Source organism: Ruegeria alba (assembly GCF_022321465.1).
Classification (GTDB): domain Bacteria; phylum Pseudomonadota; class Alphaproteobacteria; order Rhodobacterales; family Rhodobacteraceae; genus Ruegeria_B; species Ruegeria_B alba.
The window spans coordinates 47,732-67,188 of the sequence record NZ_JAKOEM010000001.1 but is presented as its reverse complement, the minus strand read 5'-3'; the positions used below and the strand labels follow the sequence as shown (position 1 = coordinate 67,188).

Annotated in this window: 20 protein-coding genes and 1 pseudogene; 3 read left to right on the top strand and 18 right to left on the bottom strand. The window is 62.9% G+C overall.

The window, feature by feature from the left end; genetic code table 11:
* Nucleotides 1-2 precede the first annotated feature (2 nt).
* Genes MB818_RS00330 through MB818_RS00315 form a run of 4 tightly spaced genes read right to left on the bottom strand, consistent with a single transcriptional unit; the run spans nucleotide 3 to nucleotide 5,406 of the window.
* Nucleotides 3-959, bottom strand: coding sequence for an ABC transporter ATP-binding protein (locus MB818_RS00330; RefSeq protein WP_439653262.1), 957 nt, complete (start codon nucleotides 957-959; stop codon nucleotides 3-5).
* Nucleotides 959-2,824, bottom strand: a complete 1,866-nt coding sequence (locus tag MB818_RS00325; RefSeq protein WP_234175999.1) for a dipeptide/oligopeptide/nickel ABC transporter permease/ATP-binding protein — start codon at nucleotides 2,822-2,824, stop codon at nucleotides 959-961. Before MB818_RS00325 ends, MB818_RS00330 begins: the two co-directional genes overlap by 1 nt.
* Nucleotides 2,821-3,768 carry an ABC transporter permease gene (locus tag MB818_RS00320; RefSeq protein WP_234136355.1) on the bottom strand — a complete coding sequence of 316 codons (948 nt, stop codon included), beginning with the start codon at nucleotides 3,766-3,768 and terminating at the stop codon, nucleotides 2,821-2,823. The genes MB818_RS00325 and MB818_RS00320 overlap by 4 nt, the downstream gene beginning before the upstream one ends.
* A gap of 60 nt (nucleotides 3,769-3,828) precedes the next feature.
* The gene (locus tag MB818_RS00315; RefSeq protein ID WP_234176000.1) at nucleotides 3,829-5,406 is read right to left on the bottom strand and encodes an ABC transporter substrate-binding protein; all 1,578 of its coding nucleotides are present in this window, start codon (nucleotides 5,404-5,406) and stop codon (nucleotides 3,829-3,831) included.
* 101 nt (nucleotides 5,407-5,507) lie between these two features.
* Here MB818_RS00315 and MB818_RS00310 point away from each other — a divergent pair, with 101 nt between their 5' ends.
* Together MB818_RS00310 and MB818_RS00305 are read left to right on the top strand one after the other, a co-directional pair.
* Entirely contained in the window at nucleotides 5,508-6,173 is a 666-nt protein-coding gene (locus MB818_RS00310; protein WP_234136353.1) for a DUF1028 domain-containing protein, read from the top strand.
* Nucleotides 6,166-7,395 carry a Zn-dependent hydrolase gene (locus MB818_RS00305; RefSeq protein ID WP_234136352.1) on the top strand — a complete coding sequence of 410 codons (1,230 nt, stop codon included), beginning with the start codon at nucleotides 6,166-6,168 and terminating at the stop codon, nucleotides 7,393-7,395. Before MB818_RS00310 ends, MB818_RS00305 begins: the two co-directional genes overlap by 8 nt.
* A 425-nt stretch (nucleotides 7,396-7,820) precedes the next feature.
* Here MB818_RS00305 and MB818_RS00300 read toward each other — a convergent pair whose 3' ends face one another.
* Complete coding sequence (locus MB818_RS00300; RefSeq protein ID WP_234136351.1) at nucleotides 7,821-9,365, bottom strand: alanine/glycine:cation symporter family protein; 1,545 nt, start codon at nucleotides 9,363-9,365, stop codon at nucleotides 7,821-7,823.
* 23 nt (nucleotides 9,366-9,388) lie between these two features.
* Nucleotides 9,389-9,823 carry a universal stress protein gene (locus MB818_RS00295; RefSeq protein ID WP_234136350.1) on the bottom strand — a complete coding sequence of 145 codons (435 nt, stop codon included), beginning with the start codon at nucleotides 9,821-9,823 and terminating at the stop codon, nucleotides 9,389-9,391.
* Between the two features lie 146 nt (nucleotides 9,824-9,969).
* Between MB818_RS00295 and MB818_RS00290 the strand changes: the two genes are divergently transcribed.
* A complete protein-coding gene (locus tag MB818_RS00290; protein WP_234136349.1) occupies nucleotides 9,970-10,425 on the top strand; it encodes an Lrp/AsnC family transcriptional regulator in 456 nt (151 codons plus the stop codon).
* A gap of 12 nt (nucleotides 10,426-10,437) precedes the next feature.
* On the opposite strand, the gene MB818_RS00285 is transcribed toward MB818_RS00290, so the two are convergent.
* From MB818_RS00285 to secD, 12 genes and pseudogenes are all read right to left on the bottom strand, one after another.
* The gene (locus MB818_RS00285; RefSeq protein WP_238903442.1) at nucleotides 10,438-10,854 is read right to left on the bottom strand and encodes a VOC family protein; all 417 of its coding nucleotides are present in this window, start codon (nucleotides 10,852-10,854) and stop codon (nucleotides 10,438-10,440) included.
* 31 nt (nucleotides 10,855-10,885) lie between these two features.
* Entirely contained in the window at nucleotides 10,886-11,887 is a 1,002-nt protein-coding gene (gene dusA / locus MB818_RS00280) for a tRNA dihydrouridine(20/20a) synthase DusA (RefSeq protein WP_255699780.1), read from the bottom strand.
* 242 nt (nucleotides 11,888-12,129) lie between these two features.
* Nucleotides 12,130-12,484: pseudogene (locus MB818_RS00275) on the bottom strand (transposase); the annotation flags it as partial.
* 220 nt (nucleotides 12,485-12,704) lie between these two features.
* Nucleotides 12,705-13,244: a DsbE family thiol:disulfide interchange protein gene (locus MB818_RS00270; RefSeq protein WP_234136346.1), complete on the bottom strand. Its 540-nt coding sequence runs from the start codon at nucleotides 13,242-13,244 to the stop codon at nucleotides 12,705-12,707.
* Nucleotides 13,237-13,395 carry a heme exporter protein CcmD gene (ccmD, locus tag MB818_RS00265; RefSeq protein WP_234136345.1) on the bottom strand — a complete coding sequence of 53 codons (159 nt, stop codon included), beginning with the start codon at nucleotides 13,393-13,395 and terminating at the stop codon, nucleotides 13,237-13,239. Before ccmD ends, MB818_RS00270 begins: the two co-directional genes overlap by 8 nt.
* Entirely contained in the window at nucleotides 13,392-14,165 is a 774-nt protein-coding gene (ccmC, locus tag MB818_RS00260) for a heme ABC transporter permease CcmC (RefSeq protein WP_234136344.1), read from the bottom strand. The genes ccmD and ccmC overlap by 4 nt, the downstream gene beginning before the upstream one ends.
* A 45-nt stretch (nucleotides 14,166-14,210) precedes the next feature.
* Nucleotides 14,211-14,867 (bottom strand): heme exporter protein CcmB, encoded by a 657-nt coding sequence (gene ccmB / locus MB818_RS00255; protein WP_234136343.1) that lies wholly within the window; start codon nucleotides 14,865-14,867, stop codon nucleotides 14,211-14,213.
* On the bottom strand, nucleotides 14,864-15,478 hold the full coding sequence (gene ccmA / locus MB818_RS00250) for a heme ABC exporter ATP-binding protein CcmA (protein WP_238903438.1): 615 nt from the start codon (nucleotides 15,476-15,478) through the stop codon (nucleotides 14,864-14,866). Before ccmA ends, ccmB begins: the two co-directional genes overlap by 4 nt.
* A 140-nt stretch (nucleotides 15,479-15,618) precedes the next feature.
* Nucleotides 15,619-15,972 carry an Mth938-like domain-containing protein gene (locus MB818_RS00245; protein WP_238903436.1) on the bottom strand — a complete coding sequence of 118 codons (354 nt, stop codon included), beginning with the start codon at nucleotides 15,970-15,972 and terminating at the stop codon, nucleotides 15,619-15,621.
* Nucleotides 15,973-15,974: 2 nt separating this feature from the next.
* The gene (locus tag MB818_RS00240) at nucleotides 15,975-16,730 is read right to left on the bottom strand and encodes a sulfite exporter TauE/SafE family protein (protein WP_238903434.1); all 756 of its coding nucleotides are present in this window, start codon (nucleotides 16,728-16,730) and stop codon (nucleotides 15,975-15,977) included.
* A 69-nt stretch (nucleotides 16,731-16,799) separates the two neighbouring features.
* Entirely contained in the window at nucleotides 16,800-17,768 is a 969-nt protein-coding gene (gene secF / locus MB818_RS00235) for a protein translocase subunit SecF (RefSeq protein WP_234136339.1), read from the bottom strand.
* A 1-nt stretch (nucleotide 17,769) separates the two neighbouring features.
* Nucleotides 17,770-19,431, bottom strand: coding sequence for a protein translocase subunit SecD (secD, locus tag MB818_RS00230; protein WP_238903432.1), 1,662 nt, complete (start codon nucleotides 19,429-19,431; stop codon nucleotides 17,770-17,772).
* Nucleotides 19,432-19,457: the final 26 nt, after the last annotated feature.

Here is a 19,457-nt window from a genome sequence, read left to right as displayed (position 1 = left end):
GTTCAGCCTTCGAGCGGGTGGTGGCAGGCGGCAAGTTGATCTTCTCCCATTTCAGTCAGCTTTGGCTCATCGGCTCGGCAAATTTCCGTGGCGCGGGGGCAGCGGCCCGCGAAGGCACAGCCCGGCGGCGGATTGAGCGGATCCGGCAGCTCCGATCCTTTCTGCTCGGGCGCGGTCAGCGGTTTTCCAACCACCGGCGCGCTGTCCGCGAGAAGCCTTGTATAAGGGTGTCGGGGGTTTGCAAAGATATTCTCGGCGCGGCCGATCTCGACCACGGCGCCAAAATACAAGACGATAATCCGATCACTTACGGCCTCGACGACGGCAAGGTCATGGGTGATGAAAAGATAGGTCAGCCCGAATTGCGCCTTCAGGTCCGCCAGCAGGTTCAGCACCTGCGCCTGCACCGACACATCCAGCGCCGAGACCGGCTCATCGAGAATGATGATCCGTGGATTGGCCGCCAGCGCCCGGGCGATACCGATCCGCTGCGCCTGCCCGCCGGAAAACTCGTGCGGGTAGCGGTCAAGAAACTCTTCGCGCAGGTTTACGCTAGCAAAAATCTCGCTGATGCGCTTGTCCCGCTCGGGTTTTTGCATCCGGTAGAGCCGCCTGAGCGGCGCCTCCATCACCTGACATATCGTCTTGCGCGGGTTGAGCGAGCTTTGTGGGTCCTGGAACACATACTGGATCAGCTTGCCGAACTCTGCCGGATCGGCATTGTCCAGCGCGCGCCCCTCGATCTCTATCGAGCCTTCGCTCGGCTCCAATAGCCCCACGAGCATCCGTGCCAAAGTGGATTTTCCGCAGCCAGATTCGCCGACCACGCCGAGCGTCTCGCCGGTGGCCACCTCAAAGCTCATGGGCCGCACCGCACGCACCCCGGGCGGAGCCGGACCGAAGATCGGCTTTTTCAAAGGGAAGGTCTTGGCGAGATTGGTGACTTTGAGCGCGGGCATCAGACGGCCACCTCCGGGTAGAGGCAGCGCACGGCGCGGGGCGCGGTGCCTTTCAGTGTAACATCCCCGGCGCGGCAGTTCTCCTGCGCCTTGTCGCAGCGTGGGGCAAAGGCACAGCCCTCGGGCAGGTTGTCGACTACTGGCGGCAGGCCGGGAATGGCGGCCAATGCGCGCCGCCCGCCCCCCAGCTCGGGCACACAGGCAATCAGGCGTTTGGTGTAGGGATGGGCGGGCGCCTTGAGAACGGCCTGCGTCGGCCCTTCCTCCACAATCCGCCCGGCATACATGACCGCCACCCGGTCACACAGCTGTGCCACGACCCCGAAGTCATGGGTGATGAAGATGATCGCCAGCCCCCGGTCGCGGCGCAGGTCATCCAAGAGCGACAGGATCTGCGCCTGCACGGTGACATCGAGTGCTGTTGTCGGTTCGTCCGCGATAATCACGTCGGGTTCGTTGGCCAACGCCATTGCGATTCCGACCCGCTGGCGCATGCCGCCGGACATTTCGTGCGGGTAATTGTCCACCCGCGCCTCGGCATTGGGGATGCGCACGTCTTGCAAAAGCCGGATGGCACGAGCGCGGGCCTCGGCATTCGAAACCTTGTGATGCGACTGAATCGCCTCGGCCAGTTGCTGGCCGACCCGGTAGAGCGGGTGCAGGGTCGAGAGCGGGTCCTGGAAGATATAGGCCACCCGGTCGCCGCGTTTCTGGCGCAGAGTTTCATAGCGCGCACCGATCAGGTCTTCGCCCTGAAAGCGCACCGCGCCGCCTGTGATCACCCCGGGCGGAGAGGCGACAAGACCCATGACGCTGAGTGCCGTGACGGATTTACCCGAGCCGGATTCACCGATGACACCCAAACATTCACCGGCTTTCACGGCCAACGACACGCCCCCCACGGCCCGGTAAATCCGGTTACCGACATGGAACTGGGTTTCCAGCTCCTGAATGGCCAGAAGGTCATCCGTCTCTTCGGGTATTTCTCCCTGCCGTTCGACCAATGTCGTGGCACGCGGTCGGCTGAGTGCGCCCGAGCGCAGGCGCGGGTCAAGCGCATCGCGAACCCCGTCACCCAGAAGATTGATCGACATGACGATGAGGAAAATCATTGTCCCCGGAACGATCGAGGTATGCGGATGCGAGATCATCGCCGAGCGCGCCTCGCCCAACATCGAGCCCAGATCGGCCTGCGGCGGTTGCGAGCCGAGGCCAAGGAACGATAGGCCCGCCGTTTCAAGGATCATCCATCCCACGGTGGTGGACATGGCAATGACGATGACAGGCAAGACATTGGGCAGCAGTTCGGTCAGGATGATGCGGCCATGCCCCATACCCGCCAGTCGCGCCGCGTCGATGAACTCGCGCCCTGCGAGGCCCACGGTGATGCCCCGGATGTTGCGCGCGAAGAAGGGCACATTGACGGCCGCGACCGCGATCAGCGCGTTCATCAGCCCGGGGCCAAGCGCGGCGACGATGGCAAGCGCCAGCAGGATATAGGGAAACGCCATCAACATATCGACGCCGCGCATGATGATGTTGTCGGTGCGCCCGCCGAAATAGCCCGCGATGATCCCGATGGCCGAGCCGATGGTGGCGGCGATCAGCGCCGCAGCAATACCGATCGCAAGGCTCAGGCGGGTGCCATGGAGCAATCGGCTGAGCAGGTCTCGGCCCAGATGGTCGGTGCCCAGCAGATGCCCCTCGGTGAACGGGCGTTTGAACCGGTCTGCGGTGGCGGTCACATCCGGGTCCTGCAGCGGCAGGAAGGGCGTGAGCAGAACCAGCAGAAGGATCGCGCCGAGCACGACCGCCCCCATGGCGGCCAGACGGTTGCGGAACAGAAGCTTGAGAAAGAGGTTCATGTCTTGATCCTCGGATCAAGCAGGCTTTGCGCCACGTCCACCGCGATGTTGAACAGAACATAGCAGGCGGCCACGAAAACCACACCGCCCTGCACCAACAGGAGATCGCGCTTAAGGATCGCATCAACCAGCATGCGGCCGACCCCGGGCCATTGGAACACGATTTCGATATAGACCGCGCCCGACAGGACAAAGCCTGCCTGAATGCCAAGCACGGGGATGATCGACACCATCGCCGCACGCAAGGCATGGCCCATGATCACGCGCCGTTCGGGCACGCCCTTGGCGCGGGCGGTGCGGATGTAATCCTGGCGCAGCACTTCGAGCATGGCAGAGCGGGAAAGCCGCGCGATGACGCCCGTCGCAACCGCCGCCAGCGCAAGCGCGGGCATGATCAGGTGTTTGAGCAGGTCGGGCAAGTCTCCGCCGCCGTAGATCGCATACATGCCAGACACTGGCAGCCAGCGCAGGTTCACCGCGAAGAGAAGGATCATCATCATGCCAAGAAAAAAGGACGGCACCGAGATGCCGACAAGAACCACGAATGTGATCGCCTTGTCGCCCAAGCCATACTGGCGCGCAGCGGAAACCACCCCAGCAAGGATTCCAAGCAGCGCGCACAGGACAAAAGCGGTGCCCGCCAGGATCATCGTGGCATTGAACCGTTCGAGGATTTCGTCAAGCACGGGCCGGTTGAGCGAGAAGGAACGCCCGAAATCGCCGGTCAGCATATTGCCGAGCCAGATGACGTAACGCTGGACCATTGGCTTGTCGAGGCCAAGGTCGCGGTTCAGCTTTTCTACATTTTCAGGGGTGGCGTATGAGCCAAGGATCGCAGTTGCCGGATCGCCGGGAATGAGCGACATGATCAGGAAAACGATGATCGTGATGCCCAGAAGAACGGGTATGGCCGAGATCAGACGTTTAATTATGTAGCCGCCCATCTGTGCCCCCCGACTGGTTTGTTTCCGGGGCCGGCAACAACCGGCCCCGAAACTACAGGATTAGTTTTTCACGACGCCTTGCAGGTGCAACAGGAACGACGGCTCAAGGCCGAAATTCTCGACCCGGTCACTTGTCACAGCGTTCTGTTTCCAGTTGGCCACGAACACCCAAGGAGCATCTTCCTGCACGATGGTCTGCATCTCGCGGTATAGCCGTGCGCGCTCGTCCTGATCAGTCGCCGTACGGGCCGCTTCAAGCAGTTCGTCCACCTTCGGGTTGGCGTAATAGCCCGAGTTGAAGCCACCTTTGTCGGGCCATGCTTCTGACCGAAGCGCCAGATAGGGCAGCGTGTCCGGATCGTTGGTCATCCATGCCATTTCGGCCATGTCCGCTTTGCCCTCGAGCCCCGGGTTCACCTCGCCCAGGAACGTGTTCCATTCGTAGGTTTCGATCTTCACGTTCAGACCCACGGCCTGAAGATCGGCTTGAATGGCGGTGCCCATGGGCACCGGGTCAAGCATGCCCGAACCACCCTCGGTCACGAAAAAGGTCAGTTCCGCACCCTCGGCACCCGCTTCGGCGATGAGCGCCTTGGCTTTTTCAGGGTCATAGGGATAGGGATCAAGCGCCTCGTTGTAAGCCCAGGCAAAGGCTGGCGGCGTCGGACCTGCGGCAACGGTGGCCGTACCTTCCAGCACGTCGTTGACGATCGCTTCCTTGTTGATCGCGTAGTTCGCAGCCTGGCGCACACGCTTGTCAGCAAACGGGCCTTCCTTGGCGTTCAGGATCAGGAACCACACATGCGGGCCGGCCTGTTCGGCGACGCTGAAGCCATCGCCCTGGAACTGACCCAGCGACGTGGGCGGCACTTCGACCATCATGTCGATGCCGCCTGCTAGCATCTCCGCAACACGGGTGTTGGCGTCGGTGATCGGGCGAAAGACCACGGCCTGCGTGCCCGCCACTTCACCCCAATAGGCGTCATTGCGCTCTACCACGACAGCTTCGTTCGAGCGCCATTCGGCAAACTTGAACGGTCCGGTGCCAGAGGGGTTACGCCCGAACTCCTTGCCATGCGCTTCGACCGCTGCAGGCGAAACCATCAGGCCCGTGGGATAGGCGAGGTTCGACAGGAACGGCGCATATGGTGCGTTGAGCGTGAACTTGACCGTCATGTCGTCGACGGCTTCGGTCTTTTCGACCGCACCGAAGAAAAACGACAGCGGGAATGGCCCCGTGTCGTGGAAAGGGTGATTCTCATCCAGCATCCGGTCGAAGTTGAACTTCACCGCCTCCGCGTTGAAGGGCGTTCCATCGTGGAAGCTGACACCCTCACGCAACGTGAAGGTGTATTCGGTGCCATCCTCGCTGATGTCCCAGCCGGTCGCCAGCGCCGGCTCCACTTCGAGAGTGCCGGATTTGTAGCGGGTCAATCCCTCGTAAACATTCACTAGAATTCGAAAATCATTGACCGCAGTCACGGCTGCCGGGTCCAGCGATTTCGGCTCGGCAATCTGGCCGACGATCAACACACCGGGGGGTGTCTGTGCGCTAGCCGATCCGCTCAGCCCCCCTGCGACAAGCGCCGCCCCGACAGCGGCCATCAGGCCGCGGCGGGACCAGGATAATGGTGTCATCTCTTGTTCTCCCTGTTGATGTTCTGCACTGATAATTATCATGATAAATTGCAATCGTCAATTTATCATGATAAATGAAGAGGGATTGGCTAAGGTGAGACATGACTTTTTCAATTCTTGCACATGACCCCGAAACCGGTGCCATCGGAGGCGCCGCAGCAACCGGCAGCCTCTGCGTCGGCGGTTGGGTGCTTCGCGGTGATCTGAACGCGGGCATGTCCGCAAGCCAGGGCGCGGCACCCTCGACCTTCTGGGGCGAAGAGGTGCTGCAACACCTGCGCGACGGATCGCACCCCGATGACGCGGTAAACCATGTTACGTCCAAAGACAGCGGTCGCGCCTACCGGCAGCTTGCCGCGATGGACCTGCTTGGCAATGCGGCCGCTTTTACCGGTTCGGAAAATCAGGACTTCAAAGGCAGTGTCACATTCGCCAGCGGCATCGCGTCAGGCAACATGCTGGGCGATAACTCGGTTCTTGGAGCGATGACCGAGGCCTTTGTCACTTCGGACCTGACTTTCGAGCGCCGTCTGCTGGCAGCGCTCATAGCGGCCGAGGGTGCGGGAAGCGATTTCCGTGGTCTCTTGTCCGCCGCGATGCTAGTGCTGCATCCTGATCGCCCGCCCGTGACCTTGCGGATCGACTACCATCCCGACAACCCGATCGGCGCTTTGGAACAACTCTATCAGAAAGCCACAACTGGCGACTATGCCGATTGGGCCAGGCAGGTGCCAGTTCTGTCAGACAAGGAGCGTATCCTTGACTGACTGGGGCGCACGGGCCCAGGCAATACTGAAAGACCTCGCGGCCTGCTCGGAAGCCGGGCCGGGCGTGACCCGCCTGCCATTTACGTCCGAACATCGCGCGGCTTGCGATCTGCTCCGGTCACATATGGAAGCGGCAGCCCTGACCGTCACTCTCGACGACGCCGGAACTCTGGTCGGCAGGTACGAAGGCCCGCCGGGCTCGAAAACCCTCTTGATGGGGTCACATCAGGATTCGGTGCGGGAAGGCGGCGCTTATGACGGGATAATGGGAGTCGTGCTCCCTCTTCTGGCGCTTGCAAAACTGCGCGCGGATGCGGTGCATCTGCCGTTTTCCGTCGAGGCGCTTGCCTTTGCGGATGAAGAGGGCGTCCGTTTTCCAACGGCATTGGTCGGATCCCGTGCGCTGGCGGGAACCTTCGACCCAGCGGTGCTGTCGATGCAGGATGCAAAGGGCGTCACCTTGCGCGACGCGATGACCTCTTTTGGATTGAACCCCGACCGGATCGGCGCACTGAGGCGCGACCCCGCAGACGTGATCGGGTTTGTTGAAACACATATCGAGCAGGGTCCGGTTCTTGAAGACGCGGCGCAGGCCATTGGCGTCGTCACCGCGATCTGCGGGATTGAGCGCCACCAGATCGTGGTAACCGGGGAAACTGGCCACGCAGGCACGCTGCCCATGTCCGGGCGTCGCGACGCACTTGTCGTAGCCGCCGCCATCGTCACCGAAGTTGACCGGTTGGGGCAAACCATCCCCGACCTGCGCGCGACTGTCGGTGCGTTATCCGTCGAACCAAACGTCGTTAACGCCGTGCCGCGCCGCGTGACCCTGACTGCCGAATTCCGGTCGCCTGACGACGCGACCCGCCGCAATACCGGCGCAATACTGCACCGGTATGCTCAGGAACTGGCAGCGCAAAAACAGCTGACAATAAAGGCCGAAAGGACGTATTCCCAGGTTGCCCAGCCATGCGACGGCGCGCTGTCCGCGCAGCTGCTCCAAGCCGCCCGGCAGGCCGAAGAGCATAGCCCGCTTCTGCCATCTGGTGCGACCCATGACGCATCTGCCCTGGCCGACCTTTGCCCGATCGCCATGTTGTTTGTCAGGTGCCGTGACGGGGTCAGCCACAAACCCGAAGAATTTGCCTCCGCGGGTGACATGGGTTCGGCGATTGCAGCTCTTGCCGCTTTTTTGCGGACATTGAACCCTCAAACTCACTAGAGCCGGGACCTTTCTAAACTGTATCCCACTGCATGAAGCTACAGGACCAGGCCGGGCCATATGGTTGGTCGACTTACCCCATATCGCGATCGCAGAATTCAATCTGCAGAGTAGGTATATTTGAAGATCCACTGGAAATGACAAGATTGGTGGTCCGGTTCGGTGAAATGTGTGGCATCACCGAAAGGATGCCGCCGCAAATGCAGTGTATTGCTGCAAGAGCATTGGCGTGTCAGCTCAGGACTGTTTCGTCCGCAAACCAGACTTATTGAGTAGACGATGGCCTGGCGCTGGAGCCACGGGGCCGGAGCGAGTTTACGATCGAAAACACAATCCTTGGCAACAGAGGCATTCAGGGCGCATACCTTACCTACAACTAATAAGGGCGGGGTTTCCCCCGCCCTTTTCATCGAAACCTCAGCCAGTTAGCTGAACTTCTTGATCTCGCCCGACTTGAGCCGCGACAGGTAGGAGTCGAGCTCTTTCTTGACGATCGGCATCAGCAGATAGAGTGCGATGATGTTGACAACCGCCATGGCAAAGATCGCCGCATCCGAGAAGTCGATGACCGGGCCCAGGCTGGCCGACGCGCCGATCACCACGAAGATGCAGAAGATCACCTTGAACACCAGTTCCTTGGTCTGGCCTTCGCCGAACAGGAAGGTCCAGGCCTTGAGGCCGTAATAGGACCAGCTGATCATGGTCGAGAAGGCAAACAGGATCACCGCGATGGCCAGGATGTACTTGAAGAACGGGAAGGCCGAGGAGAAGGCCGCCGAAGTCAGAGCCACGCCCTTGTTGCCGTCCACGGTCTGGATGGTGCTTGCGCCCTCGTCCAGCAGGTAGAGGCCGGTATTGGGATCGCTGACCAACTGACCGGTGATGATGATCACCAGCGCGGTCATGGTGCAGATCACCACGGTGTCGATGAACGGTTCCAGCAGCGACACGAAGCCTTCGGTGATCGGCTCCTTGGTGCGCACCGCCGAGTGGGCGATGGCAGCCGAACCCACGCCCGCCTCGTTCGAGAAGGCGGCCCGCTTGAAGCCCTGGATCAGCGCGCCGACCATGCCACCGGCGATGCCCAGCCCGGTAAAGGCGCCGGCAAAGATCTGGCCGAATGCCCAGCCGATCATGTCCGCGTTCATCAGGATGATGACCAGCGCGGTGGCCACATAGAGCACGCCCATGAACGGCACGACCTTTTCGGTCACGCTGGCGATGGATTTCAGGCCGCCGACGATCACGGCAAAGACGATACCGGCAAAGATCAGACCGGTGATCCAGCCCGGGAACTCACCCACAACATTGGTGATCTGCGCATGCGCCTGGTTGGCCTGGAACATGTTGCCGCCACCAAAGGCGCCCAGGATACAGAAGATCGAGAACAGGATGGCCAGGAACTTGCCCGCCGGAATGCCGCGCTCTTCAAAGCCCTTGGTCATGTAATACATCGGGCCGCCCGAAACGGTGCCGTCCGCGTATTCGTTGCGATATTTCACACCAAGCGTACATTCGGTGAATTTCGACGCCATGCCCATCAGGCCGGCGAGGATCATCCAGAAGGTCGCGCCCGGACCGCCAATGCCCACGGCAACGGCCACACCGGCGATGTTGCCCAGACCCACGGTACCCGACAGCGCGGTGGCCAGCGCCTGGAAATGGCTGACCTCGCCCGCGTCATTGGGGTCGGAATAGTCGCCCTTGACCAGCGAGATGGAATGCGGAAACGCCCGGAACTGGATGAACCCGAAATAGAGCGTGAACACCGTGGCGGCGATCACCAGCCACATCACGATCCAGGGAAAGGAAGTGCCGGGAAAGGGGCTGAAGATGAAATTGACGAACCAGCCGGTCGAGCTTGCGAAGATCTGATTGACCTTCTCGTCGATGGACTGGGCCAGGACCGGTGCCGCGCTCAGCATGGCCACGGGCGCGGCCAGTGCCGCGGCTTTGATGGATGTGTTCATGATATCCCTCGTCTGTTGGCCGTTTACGGCACGATCGTGCAAGGCACGGGGGCGCATTGTGCGAGCGTTCCGGCAACCGAGCCGAAAACACGCGCGGCCAGGCCGCTTTCACCCTGACGTGCGATGAAGATTTGTGCCGCACCGCTCTTGGTGGCGATGTCACACAGCGTGTCGGCGACCTGCCCGTAGCGAATCGCGGTCTCGACCTCGACGCCGCTGCTGGCCAGTTCCGCCTTGAGCGGGGCCAGGATCGCGGTTTCAGCGCGCGCCATTTCCTCGGCGCGGCGCTTGTGGCGCTCTTCGATCTCGGTCGGGGTCAGGAACGAGTAGGGCGACCATTCCAGAACATGTGCGACGATGATCGAGGCTCCGCCAGCCTTCGCCCGCTCCATGGCGAAGTCGAGCGCCCTGCGGGACGCCGCGCTGCCGTCGTAGCCGACGACGAATTTGGTTGTCATGTCTTCCTCCCTGGGAATGCTGCGCGTCTTTCTGACGCACTTGTAAAGTACACCACAGATCAGGCGATTTGTTTCGAAAATTCCTTGTCAGTCGGAAAATTTTCGGAAAAAATCCTAATCTGAATGACGAAGTGAGAAAATTTCCGATGGATAGCCTAGACAAGAAGATTCTTTCCGTCTTGCAGCAGGACGGCCAGATCTCGATGTCGGCCCTGTCCGAGCGGATCGGGCTGTCGTTATCGGCGTGTCACCGGCGCGTCAAGCTGATGGAGGCAGAGGGCATCATCCGCAACTATGCCGCCCAGATCGACCGCCAGACCGTGGGGCTGGAGGTGCAGGTCTTTATCGAGGTGAAACTGAATTCGCAACGGCGCGAGGACCTGGAAGCCTTTGAAAAGGCGATCCTGTCGATGCCCGAGATTCTGGAATGTCACATGATCACCGGCGAGTTCGATTTCCTGATCCGGGTCTGTGTGCAGTCCCCCGCCGATTACGAGGCGCTTTACCGCAGCTCGCTGTCGGCCATCCCGGCAGTGTCTCAGATGAAGACGCTGCTCAGCCTGTCGACGGTCAAGGAGTTTCGCGGCTATCACCTGCGCTGACGCCTCCGGGCGTTACCCGTCCCGTCCGGGCTCTGCCGGGTTGCTGGAGAAGAGCGCGATCTTGTTGCCCTGCGGATCACGCAGATAGCCCACATAGAACCGCGGCCCGTAATCGGGACGAAACCCCGGTTGCCCCTCGTCCGCGCCGCCCGCGACAAGGGCCGCGGCATGCAACGCGCGCACCTGCGCCTGATTGCTGGCCTCAAAGGCAACCATGGCCCCGTTACCCGCCGAGGCCGCACCACCGTCAAAGGGCGGTTTGACGTAGAAATCCGGAAAGACAGGGACCTGTCCCGGCGCCACCGGCAGCGCATAGCTGAGACCCTCGGGGCCCTCTTTCAGACCATAGCCCAGCGCCGGCAGGAAGGCCGAATAGAACCGTTTCGCGGCAGCGATGTCATCGGCGCCAACGGTGACATAGGCAATCATTGCATCCTCCCTTTTCCCAAGGTCGCGGCGCTTACCCGGTGACCTGTTCCAGCGCCGCCTCGACCAGCTCTGGCCCGGCGCCCGGGCGCACCGCGCCTTCGGACAGCATCCGCCGCCAGCCGCGCGCCCCCGGGCGCCCGGCAAACAGGCCCAGCATGTGCCGGGTCACCTGATGCAGCCGCCCGCCCGTGGCCAGATGCGCCTCGATATAGGGCAGCATGGCGCGCACCACCGTCACAGGGTCGCTGGCCTCGCCTGCGCCATAGATCAGCGGATCGGCCTGGCACAGGATATCGGCGGGCTGATGATAGGCCGCCCGCCCGATCATCACCCCATCCAGCCCCGCATCCAGATGCGCCCGCGCCGCCGCGAGCGTGTCGATGCCACCATTGATCGAGATATGCAGTTCGGGAAACCGCGCCTTCATCCGGTGCACCAGATCGTAGTCAAGCGGCGGGATGTCCCGGTTCTCCTTGGGACTCAGCCCCTGCAACCAGGCCTTGCGCGCATGGATGATGACCCGCTGGCACCCTGCCCCGGCGATCTGTTCCAGGAAATCGGGCAGCACGGTCTCGGGGTCCTGATCGTCGACCCCGATCCGGCATTTGACCGTCACCTCGACATCGACCGCCGCGCGCATGGCGGCGACACATTCGGCCACCAGCCCGGGATGTTTCATCAGCACCGCGCCGAATGTCCCTGACTGCACCCTGTCCGAGGGACAGCCGCAGTTGAGATTGATCTCGTCATACCTCGCCTCGGCCCCCAACCGCGCCGCCTGCGCCAGTTCCTCGGGGTCCGAGCCGCCCAGTTGCAGGGCCACCGGGTGTTCTTCAGGACTGTACTCCAGCAGATGAAGCGCCCCCCCGCGCACCAGGGCCGGCGCGGTCACCATCTCGGTATAAAGCAACACCTCGCGGCTCAGCAGCCGGTGCAGGTAACGGCAATGCCGGTCCGTCCAGTCCATCATGGGTGCGACAGACAGGCGGGCCGCCTTGGAAACCAAGGAGTTTTCTGTCTTTTCAGCCACCATCGTTGAACTTCGCGACCACGTTATTGAACCCTATTTTGCGGGATTTTCCGACGTTTATTAGTTCTTTGCATACCCACTAGCAGCTTGGCATACGAGAGGCCCATATTATTGGACTGCCAAAAACAAGGAGTGGGAAATAATGGGCACTATCGTAGAGCGCAAGAACAAATCTGGCACCAAGTACCGAGCACAGGTCATCAAGAAAACATGGAGAGATCGTTCTTCGCAAATCAGCGACTTTCGCGCGAAAAACGACTGCTGCGGCATTCCTTTCTCGCGACCATACTGGTCGCGGTGCGGTGTGCCGTGAGAGCGGTTGCGTCTATTAATATTGTCTTCTCTTCTCCGTGCTCGGCGGCCAAACCGACCATAATTCGCGCGAATATGCCCTTCTCGCTCCAACGCCTCCACCGGCTGGAGAGCCGTCTTGTGTGACCCAAAGCTTCCGAGGCGTCTCGCCAGCGCAATCCATTGCGATTGACAAAGATAATCCCGCTCAATACCCGCCTGTCATCGATCCGGTACTTGCCATGCGACTTCGGGAAAAGGGGCGAGCCTGGCCATTTGCTCGTCGGTACGCCAACAAAGGTCGCTCATGTCACCGCTCCGTTTGCCCGGCCGTGAATCATGCAGCCCACTCAAAATCAAAGCATCCTGACCCTAGGGATACAGAGGCGACGGTAGCACCGAGCCATTTTGACGGTGAGAGATCAATGCTCCATCTCGCGAAGCCGCATGCGGAGAATACTCTCCTAGGGCAAGTAGCGGGGGGCAACCAACCGTAACCCCTATGTCAGAAACAGGTGAAACCACACGCCTATTTCGCCGCAGCCTTTTCCAGCGCCGGGCGGATGGTGCTGTCGATCACCCTTTCGGTAATCGGCCCGGCAAAGCGCAGCATGATGGTGCCGTCGCCTGCAATTACATAGGTCTCGGGTACGCCGTAGACGCCCCAGTCAAGGGCGGTGCGCCCCTGCTCGTCACGGCCCAGCGCGACAAAGGGATTGCCCAGTTCGTCCAGAAAGCCCTGCGCGTTTTCCACCTTGTCCTTGTAGTTGATGCCGTAGATCGGGATGCCCTCGCCCGCGAGCTTTTCAAGGCTGGGATGTTCGGCCCGACAAGGCGCGCACCAGCTGGCCCAGTAATTGACCAGCTTCACCGTTCCGTCGCGCATCGTCGCATCGTCAAAGCCCGGTGCGCCGGGAAAGGCGGTCAGCACCAGCGGCGGCGCGGGTTGCCCCTCGCGCGCCGAGGGCAGCGCCTCGGGATCATCGCGGAACATGCCGACGGCGGCCAGCAGAACGAAGGCGCCGAAAATCAGCGGCGGCGCCACCATCAGCGGCGAAATCCTAGCCATTGCGCGACATCCTCTGTTCGATCTTTTCCATTTCGGCGCGCAGTTTGCGGCCGCGCCGCAGGCTGAGCACCACCAGACCGATCAGCAGCACCAGCGAGGCGCCATAGGCGCTCAGCACCGTGGCGGCATATTTGCCCAGATCGGGGATCATCCGTTTGCCCTTTCCCGTGCGATGAGCGCCTTGATCCGGCGCGCCCGGATCTCGGTTCCGGTGCGGTAAAAGACCAGCGTCACGAACAACAACCCAAAGCCCAGCAGACACAGAAGCAGCGGATAGGCATAGACATTGCTCACCTTCTCCTCGGTATCGGTGCCACTGACCGCGCCCGCACGCAGCACCGAGGCCCCTTGATGCAGGCCTTGGTTCCAGAAATAGACCGCATAGCGGCTGAGCACCGCAAAGACCGAGCCTACCAGGCACAGGACCGAGGTCAGGTCGGCGGCGGTATCGCCATCCTCGATCGCCTCCCACAGGGCCATGTAGCCGAGATAGAACAGAAACAGCACCAGGAACGAGGTCAGGCGCGGATCCCATTCCCACCAGGTGCCCCACATGGGCTGGCCCCAGATCGCCCCGGTGATCAGCGCGATCAGCGTCATCACCGTGCCCACGGGCGCCGCCGCGCGCGCCGCCAGCGCGCTGACATGGTGGCGCCGGATCAGCCAGACCAGCGAGGTCACCAGCATCATGAACCAGACGCTGGTGGCCAGAAAGGCCGAGGGCACATGGATATAGATGATCTTGACGGTGGACCCCTGCTTGTAATCGTCAGGGGTGAAGAAAAAGCCCCAGACCAGACCACCCACAAGGGTGATCGCGGTCAGCACCCACAGCGCGGGCAGGACCCGCTCGGTCAGGGCCAGGAACTTGCGCGGGTTGGCATATTCCCAGAGCGCGTTGAGTCTCGTCGATATCGTCATGGGTCCTATCTAGTGCGAAGCGGGGCGGTTCTCAATTGACTTGCGTCAACGCAGATTGACGCGGAGGACGGCGGCGCTGGCAAAGGGGAGCAGAGCGATGACGGCGGCGGTGATCCCCGCCAGCATCAGAAGCGGCGTGGCCACCTCCATCCCTGCCGCACCGCGCCGCGCCACCTCGGCGCCAAAGATCAGCGTGGGCACGTAGAGCGGCAGCACCAGCAGCGACAGCAGCAACCCGCCGCGCTTCAACCCCACGGTCAGCGCGGCGCCGAACGTGCCCACCACGCTCAGCGCCGGTGTCCCCAGCAAGAGCGAGACCACCAGCCAGACAAAGCCGGGGGCGGGCAGGTTCAGAAGCACCCCCAGCACCGGCGCGGCCAGCACCAGCGGCAGGCCGGTGGTCAGCCAATGGGCCAGCGCCTTCATCGTCACCACCGATTCCAGCGGCAGCGGCGCGGTGGCCAGCAGGTCGAGCGTGCCGTCCTCCCAATCGAGCGCCAACAGGCGGTCGAGCGACAGGAGGCAGGCCAGAAGCGCCCCCAGCCACAGCACCCCCGGCGCGATCGAGGACAACAGCGCCGATTGTGGCCCCACCGAAAACGGCACCAGAACGGTGACGATCAGGAAAAACGCCAGCCCCAGGCCAAAGCCGCCCCCGGCCCGAAAGGCCAGTACCAGATCGCGTTTCAACAGGGCGATCACAGGAAATCTCCATCCGGGTCGTCAAGCGGCGCCGGGCGGGTGCGATAGGGACCGACATCCAGAACCTCGCCGTCCAACCCCAGGTCGATATGAGTGGCGATCAGGGCCGACCCGCCCTGCCCCAGATGCGCGCGTACCGCATCGGCGAACATCGCCACCGCGTCGCGGTCAAGCGAGACGGTGGGCTCGTCCAGCATCCAGATGGGGCGCCCGGTCACCAACAGCCGCGCCAGACCCAGCCGCCGCTTCTGCCCCGCCGACAGATTGCCCGCGTGACGCTCGGCCAGGTCGCCCAGCGCAAAGGCATCGAGCGCCGGGGCAATATCGCGCCCGCCAAAGACGGCAGCCCAGAACAGCAGGTTCTCGGTCACGCTGAGCGTGGGTTTCAACCCGTCGGAATGGCCCGCATAGGCGATCCGGTCCTCGGCGCCCTCAATCTGGCCCGCCAGCGGCGGTTGCAACCCAGCCAGCGTGCGCAGCAGCGTGGTCTTGCCCGCGCCGTTGGGGCCGCGCAGGATCAGCGCGCGGCCAGGGGCGAGCGCGAAGTTCAGCCCCTCGAGCACGGGAATGCCGCCGCGGGCAATGGCAAGATCGGTGACGGTGAGTGTCATGCTCCTCGCTTATCCCATTGGCGCGGGGGGCAAAAGGCGGGATTTGCCGCATCACCCGCAACGCGTGGCCTTGCGGGCGGGAGCGAGGGGCGCCGCCCCTCGCACTCCCCGGAGTATTTGTGGCGAAATGAAGCGCAGGGTCAGACCGGGAGCGCGGCCAGCGCGATGCGGCGGCCCTCGCCCAGGAGCACGTTATAGGTGCGGCAGGCAGCGGGCGAGGTCATCGCCTCGACCCCCAGTCCGACCTGTTCGAGGCTCTGGCGCAGGGCCTGCGGGATATGGGCAACCTCGGCACCGGTGCCGATAAAGAGCACATCGACCCGCCCCGCCAGCGCCAGCAGCGGGGCGATGTCACTGTAGCCAGTCCAGGGCGCGGGGCCGTCGGGGCCGGTCAGCAGCGCGCCTTGATGAACCTCGCCGCCGATGCGGAAGAAACCCGGCCCGTAGCCATCGACCGGGCGGGCACCGGAATAGGTCACTTCGGTCAGGCGCATGGTCACTCTCCCAGGGTCCAGAATGGCAGCCCCGCCAGCGCCGCGCCCAGGATCAGCCCATAGGCGGCAAGGCGATAGGCCCGCTCGTATCCCGGCACAAATAGCGCCGCGCCCAGCATCGTGCCAAGCATATTCGGCACGATCAGCGCCAGTCCGGTGACGATCCAGGCCGGATCAAGCCGCCCCGCCAGCCCCATCATCGCCAGCACCATCCAGTCATAGCCGAAGAGGTAGAAAGTGATATTGGCCCGGATCGCCGCCGCCGGTTTGGGGCTGGTCATATAGACAAATATCACCGGCGGACCGGGCAGGCCCGCCACCCCGCCCAGAAAGCCGGAAGCGGCGCCGGTGGCGGTCACGGCGCCGGGTCGCAGCGCGCCGTGATAGCGCCAGCCCAGCACCAGCCCGGCCAGCATGGTCAGCGACACGCCCGAGACCAGCAGGCGGAACAGGCCCGGTTCGAGCAGGAACAGCATGTAGAGCCCCAAAGGCAGGGCCACCGCCGCCCCGAGCAATAGCCGCGCCAGATCTCCCCGGTCAACATGCCGGGCGGCACGCGGCAGCATCGGCAGCGGACCGACGATATCGGTCAGCACCAGCGTGGTGATCGCGGCCACCGGCCCCAGCACGATCCCCGCCAGCGGCAGATAGATCAGCGCAGTACCGAAACCCGCAAAGCCGCGGGTGCAGCCGGCCAGAAAGGCCGCACCGATCAGCAGGGCGATTTCAGGAGTGGAAAGGGCGAGGAGCGGTTCCATTGCGGGCAGCCTGCCCCGATCCCGACCGCGCCTCTAGCGCCAAGACGGGACCGGGAATGGCGCCAGTTCTCAGGCGTCGATATCGGCGAACTGGTTGCCCGAAGTATTGGTGGGCTTGGACCAGTCGCGCTTGACGCCCAGCCACAGCAGGATGGTCGAGGCCACGAAGATCGAGGAATAGGTCCCCACCACGATGCCCCAGATCATCGCAAAGACAAAGCCGCGGATCACGTCGCCGCCCAGCACGTAGAGCGAGATCAGCGCCAGCAGCGTGGTGATCGAGGTCATCAGGGTCCGGCTCATCGTCTCGTTGATCGAGAGGTTCAAGACCTCTTTCAGATCCTTCTGCTTGTATTTGCGCAGGTTCTCGCGGACCCGGTCGAACACCACCACGGTATCGTTCAGCGAATAGCCGACGATGGTCAGCAGCGCGGCGATGATGGCCAGGTCAAAGCGGATCTGAAGTTCGGAGAAGATGCCGATGGTCAGCACCACGTCATGCACCAGCGCGGCCACGGCACCCAGGGCGAACTGCCATTCGAAGCGCAGCCAGATATAGACCAGCACCGCCAGGATCGCGAGACCCACCGCCAGAATCGCGGTCTGGATCAGCTCTCCCGACACCTTGGGACCGACCGATTCGACCGAGACGAACTTGATGTCCGGGGCGACGCCGCGCAGCGCGTCCTGCACCTTGGCAATGGTTTCGGCCTTGACCGCCTCGGCCTCGTCCTGGGCCTGGATGCGGATCATGGCCACGTTCTCGTCAGGGCCGAAGGTGGGGTCGAACACCTCGGTGATCGAGACATCGCCCAGCCCCAGCGGGTCGAGCGCGCCGCGATAGGCGCCCACATCCACGGCCTGGGTGCTTTCGGTGCGCACCGTGGTGCCGCCGCGAAAGTCGATACCGAAATTCAGGCCCTGGATCAGGAACGAGGCAAAGCCGATCACGACCATCAGGGCCGAGATGCCCAGCCAGACCCGCCAGCGCTTGAAGAAATCGAACGTCGTATCGTCAGCAATGAGTTTCAGGCGCATGTCAGACCTCGATCGTCTTGGGACGGCGGCGTTCGAACCAGGTCACCACCAGCAGGCGGGTGACAAAGATCGCGGTGAAGACCGAGGTGAGAATGCCCAGCCCCAGCGTTATGGCAAAACCCCGAACCGGACCCGAGCCCATGGCGAACAGGATCACCGCCGTGATGAAGGTGGTGATGTTGGCGTCCAGAATGGCGCTGAGCGCCTTTTCGTACCCCAGTTCGATGGCCCGTGCCGGGCCTTTGGCGGTTTTCAGCTCTTCGCGGATCCGCTCGAAGATCAGCACATTGGCGTCCACCGCCATGCCGACCGTCAGAACGATGCCCGCGATGCCCGGCAGGGTCAGCGTGGCGCCGATCACCGACAACAGGCCAAACAGAAGGCCCACGTTCACGACCAGCGCGATATTGGCGAAGATGCCGAACAGGCCATAGCTGGCCCACATGAAGCCCAGCACCGCCACGAATGCGACCACGGTCGCGACCTTGCCCGCGTCGATGCTGTCCTGCCCCAGTTCCGGGCCGATGGTCCGTTCCTCAAGGAATTCCAGCCCCGCAGGCAGGGCGCCGGCGCGCAGGAGCACCGCCAGATTGGTGCTTTCCTCGACGGTGAAATTGCCGGTGATGATGCCCGAGCCGCCGGGGATGTGGCTCTGGATGACCGGGGCGCTGATCACCTCGCCATCCAGTGTGATGGCGAAGGGCGCGCCGACATTGTCGCGGGTGTAATCGCCAAACTTGCGCGCGCCAGAGGTATTGAAGCGGAAGTTGACCGCCGGGCGGCCGTTCTGGTCAAAGGCGGGCTGGGCGTCGACCAGTTCCTCGCCGGTGACCACGGGGGCGGATTCGATGGTGTAGAACACGCCCTCCTGATCCAGCGATGGCGCCAGTTTCTCGCCCACGCTGACACGGGCATTGGCATCGGTGCCGCGCGAGACAACCGGGTTGAAGGTCAGCTGGGCGGTGGTGCCGATGATCTCTTTCAGTTCCGAGGCACTGCCGATGCCGGGCACCTGGATCAGGATGCGGTCGGCGCCCTGACGCTGGATGGTGGGTTCGCGGGTGCCGACCTCGTCGATGCGGCGGCGCACGATTTCCAGCGCCTGGCGCACGGTGCGGTCATCGGTGGCAAGGCGCTCGGCCTCGCTGAGGGTCACGACGATCTCGTCCCCCTCACCGCGTACCTCGATATCGTTCGATCCGGCCCCGGTCAGGGTCTGGATCGGGCGGGCCAGCCCACGCACCAGTTCCAGCGCGCGGCTCATGCCCTCGGGCTGGCTGATCTTGACCCGGATCTCGTCGGGTTTCGAAGGCTGCTTGCGGATGGTGCCGACAGTCGCCCGCGCGTCACGCAGGGTGTTGCGGATTTCCGGCCACATGGCGTCCATCCGGGCGGCATAGACATCCGAAACCTTCACTTCGGCCAGCAGATGCGCACCGCCCCGCAGGTCGAGCCCCAGATTGACCAGCGAGGACGGCATCCAGCCGGGCCACTGCCCCGCCGCCGCCGTCAGTTCGGGCGTTTCGCCGCGCAGCTCGATCGCGGCGCGGGCGTCGTTGCTCTGTTCAACGCGGGTATAGAACGCGTTCGGCAGGGCCAGAACCAGCCCGCCGATACAGACAAGCCAGATCAGGACCCGTTTCCAGGTATCTATTTGCAGCATGACCCTGCCTTTTTTCGCCTCGGTCG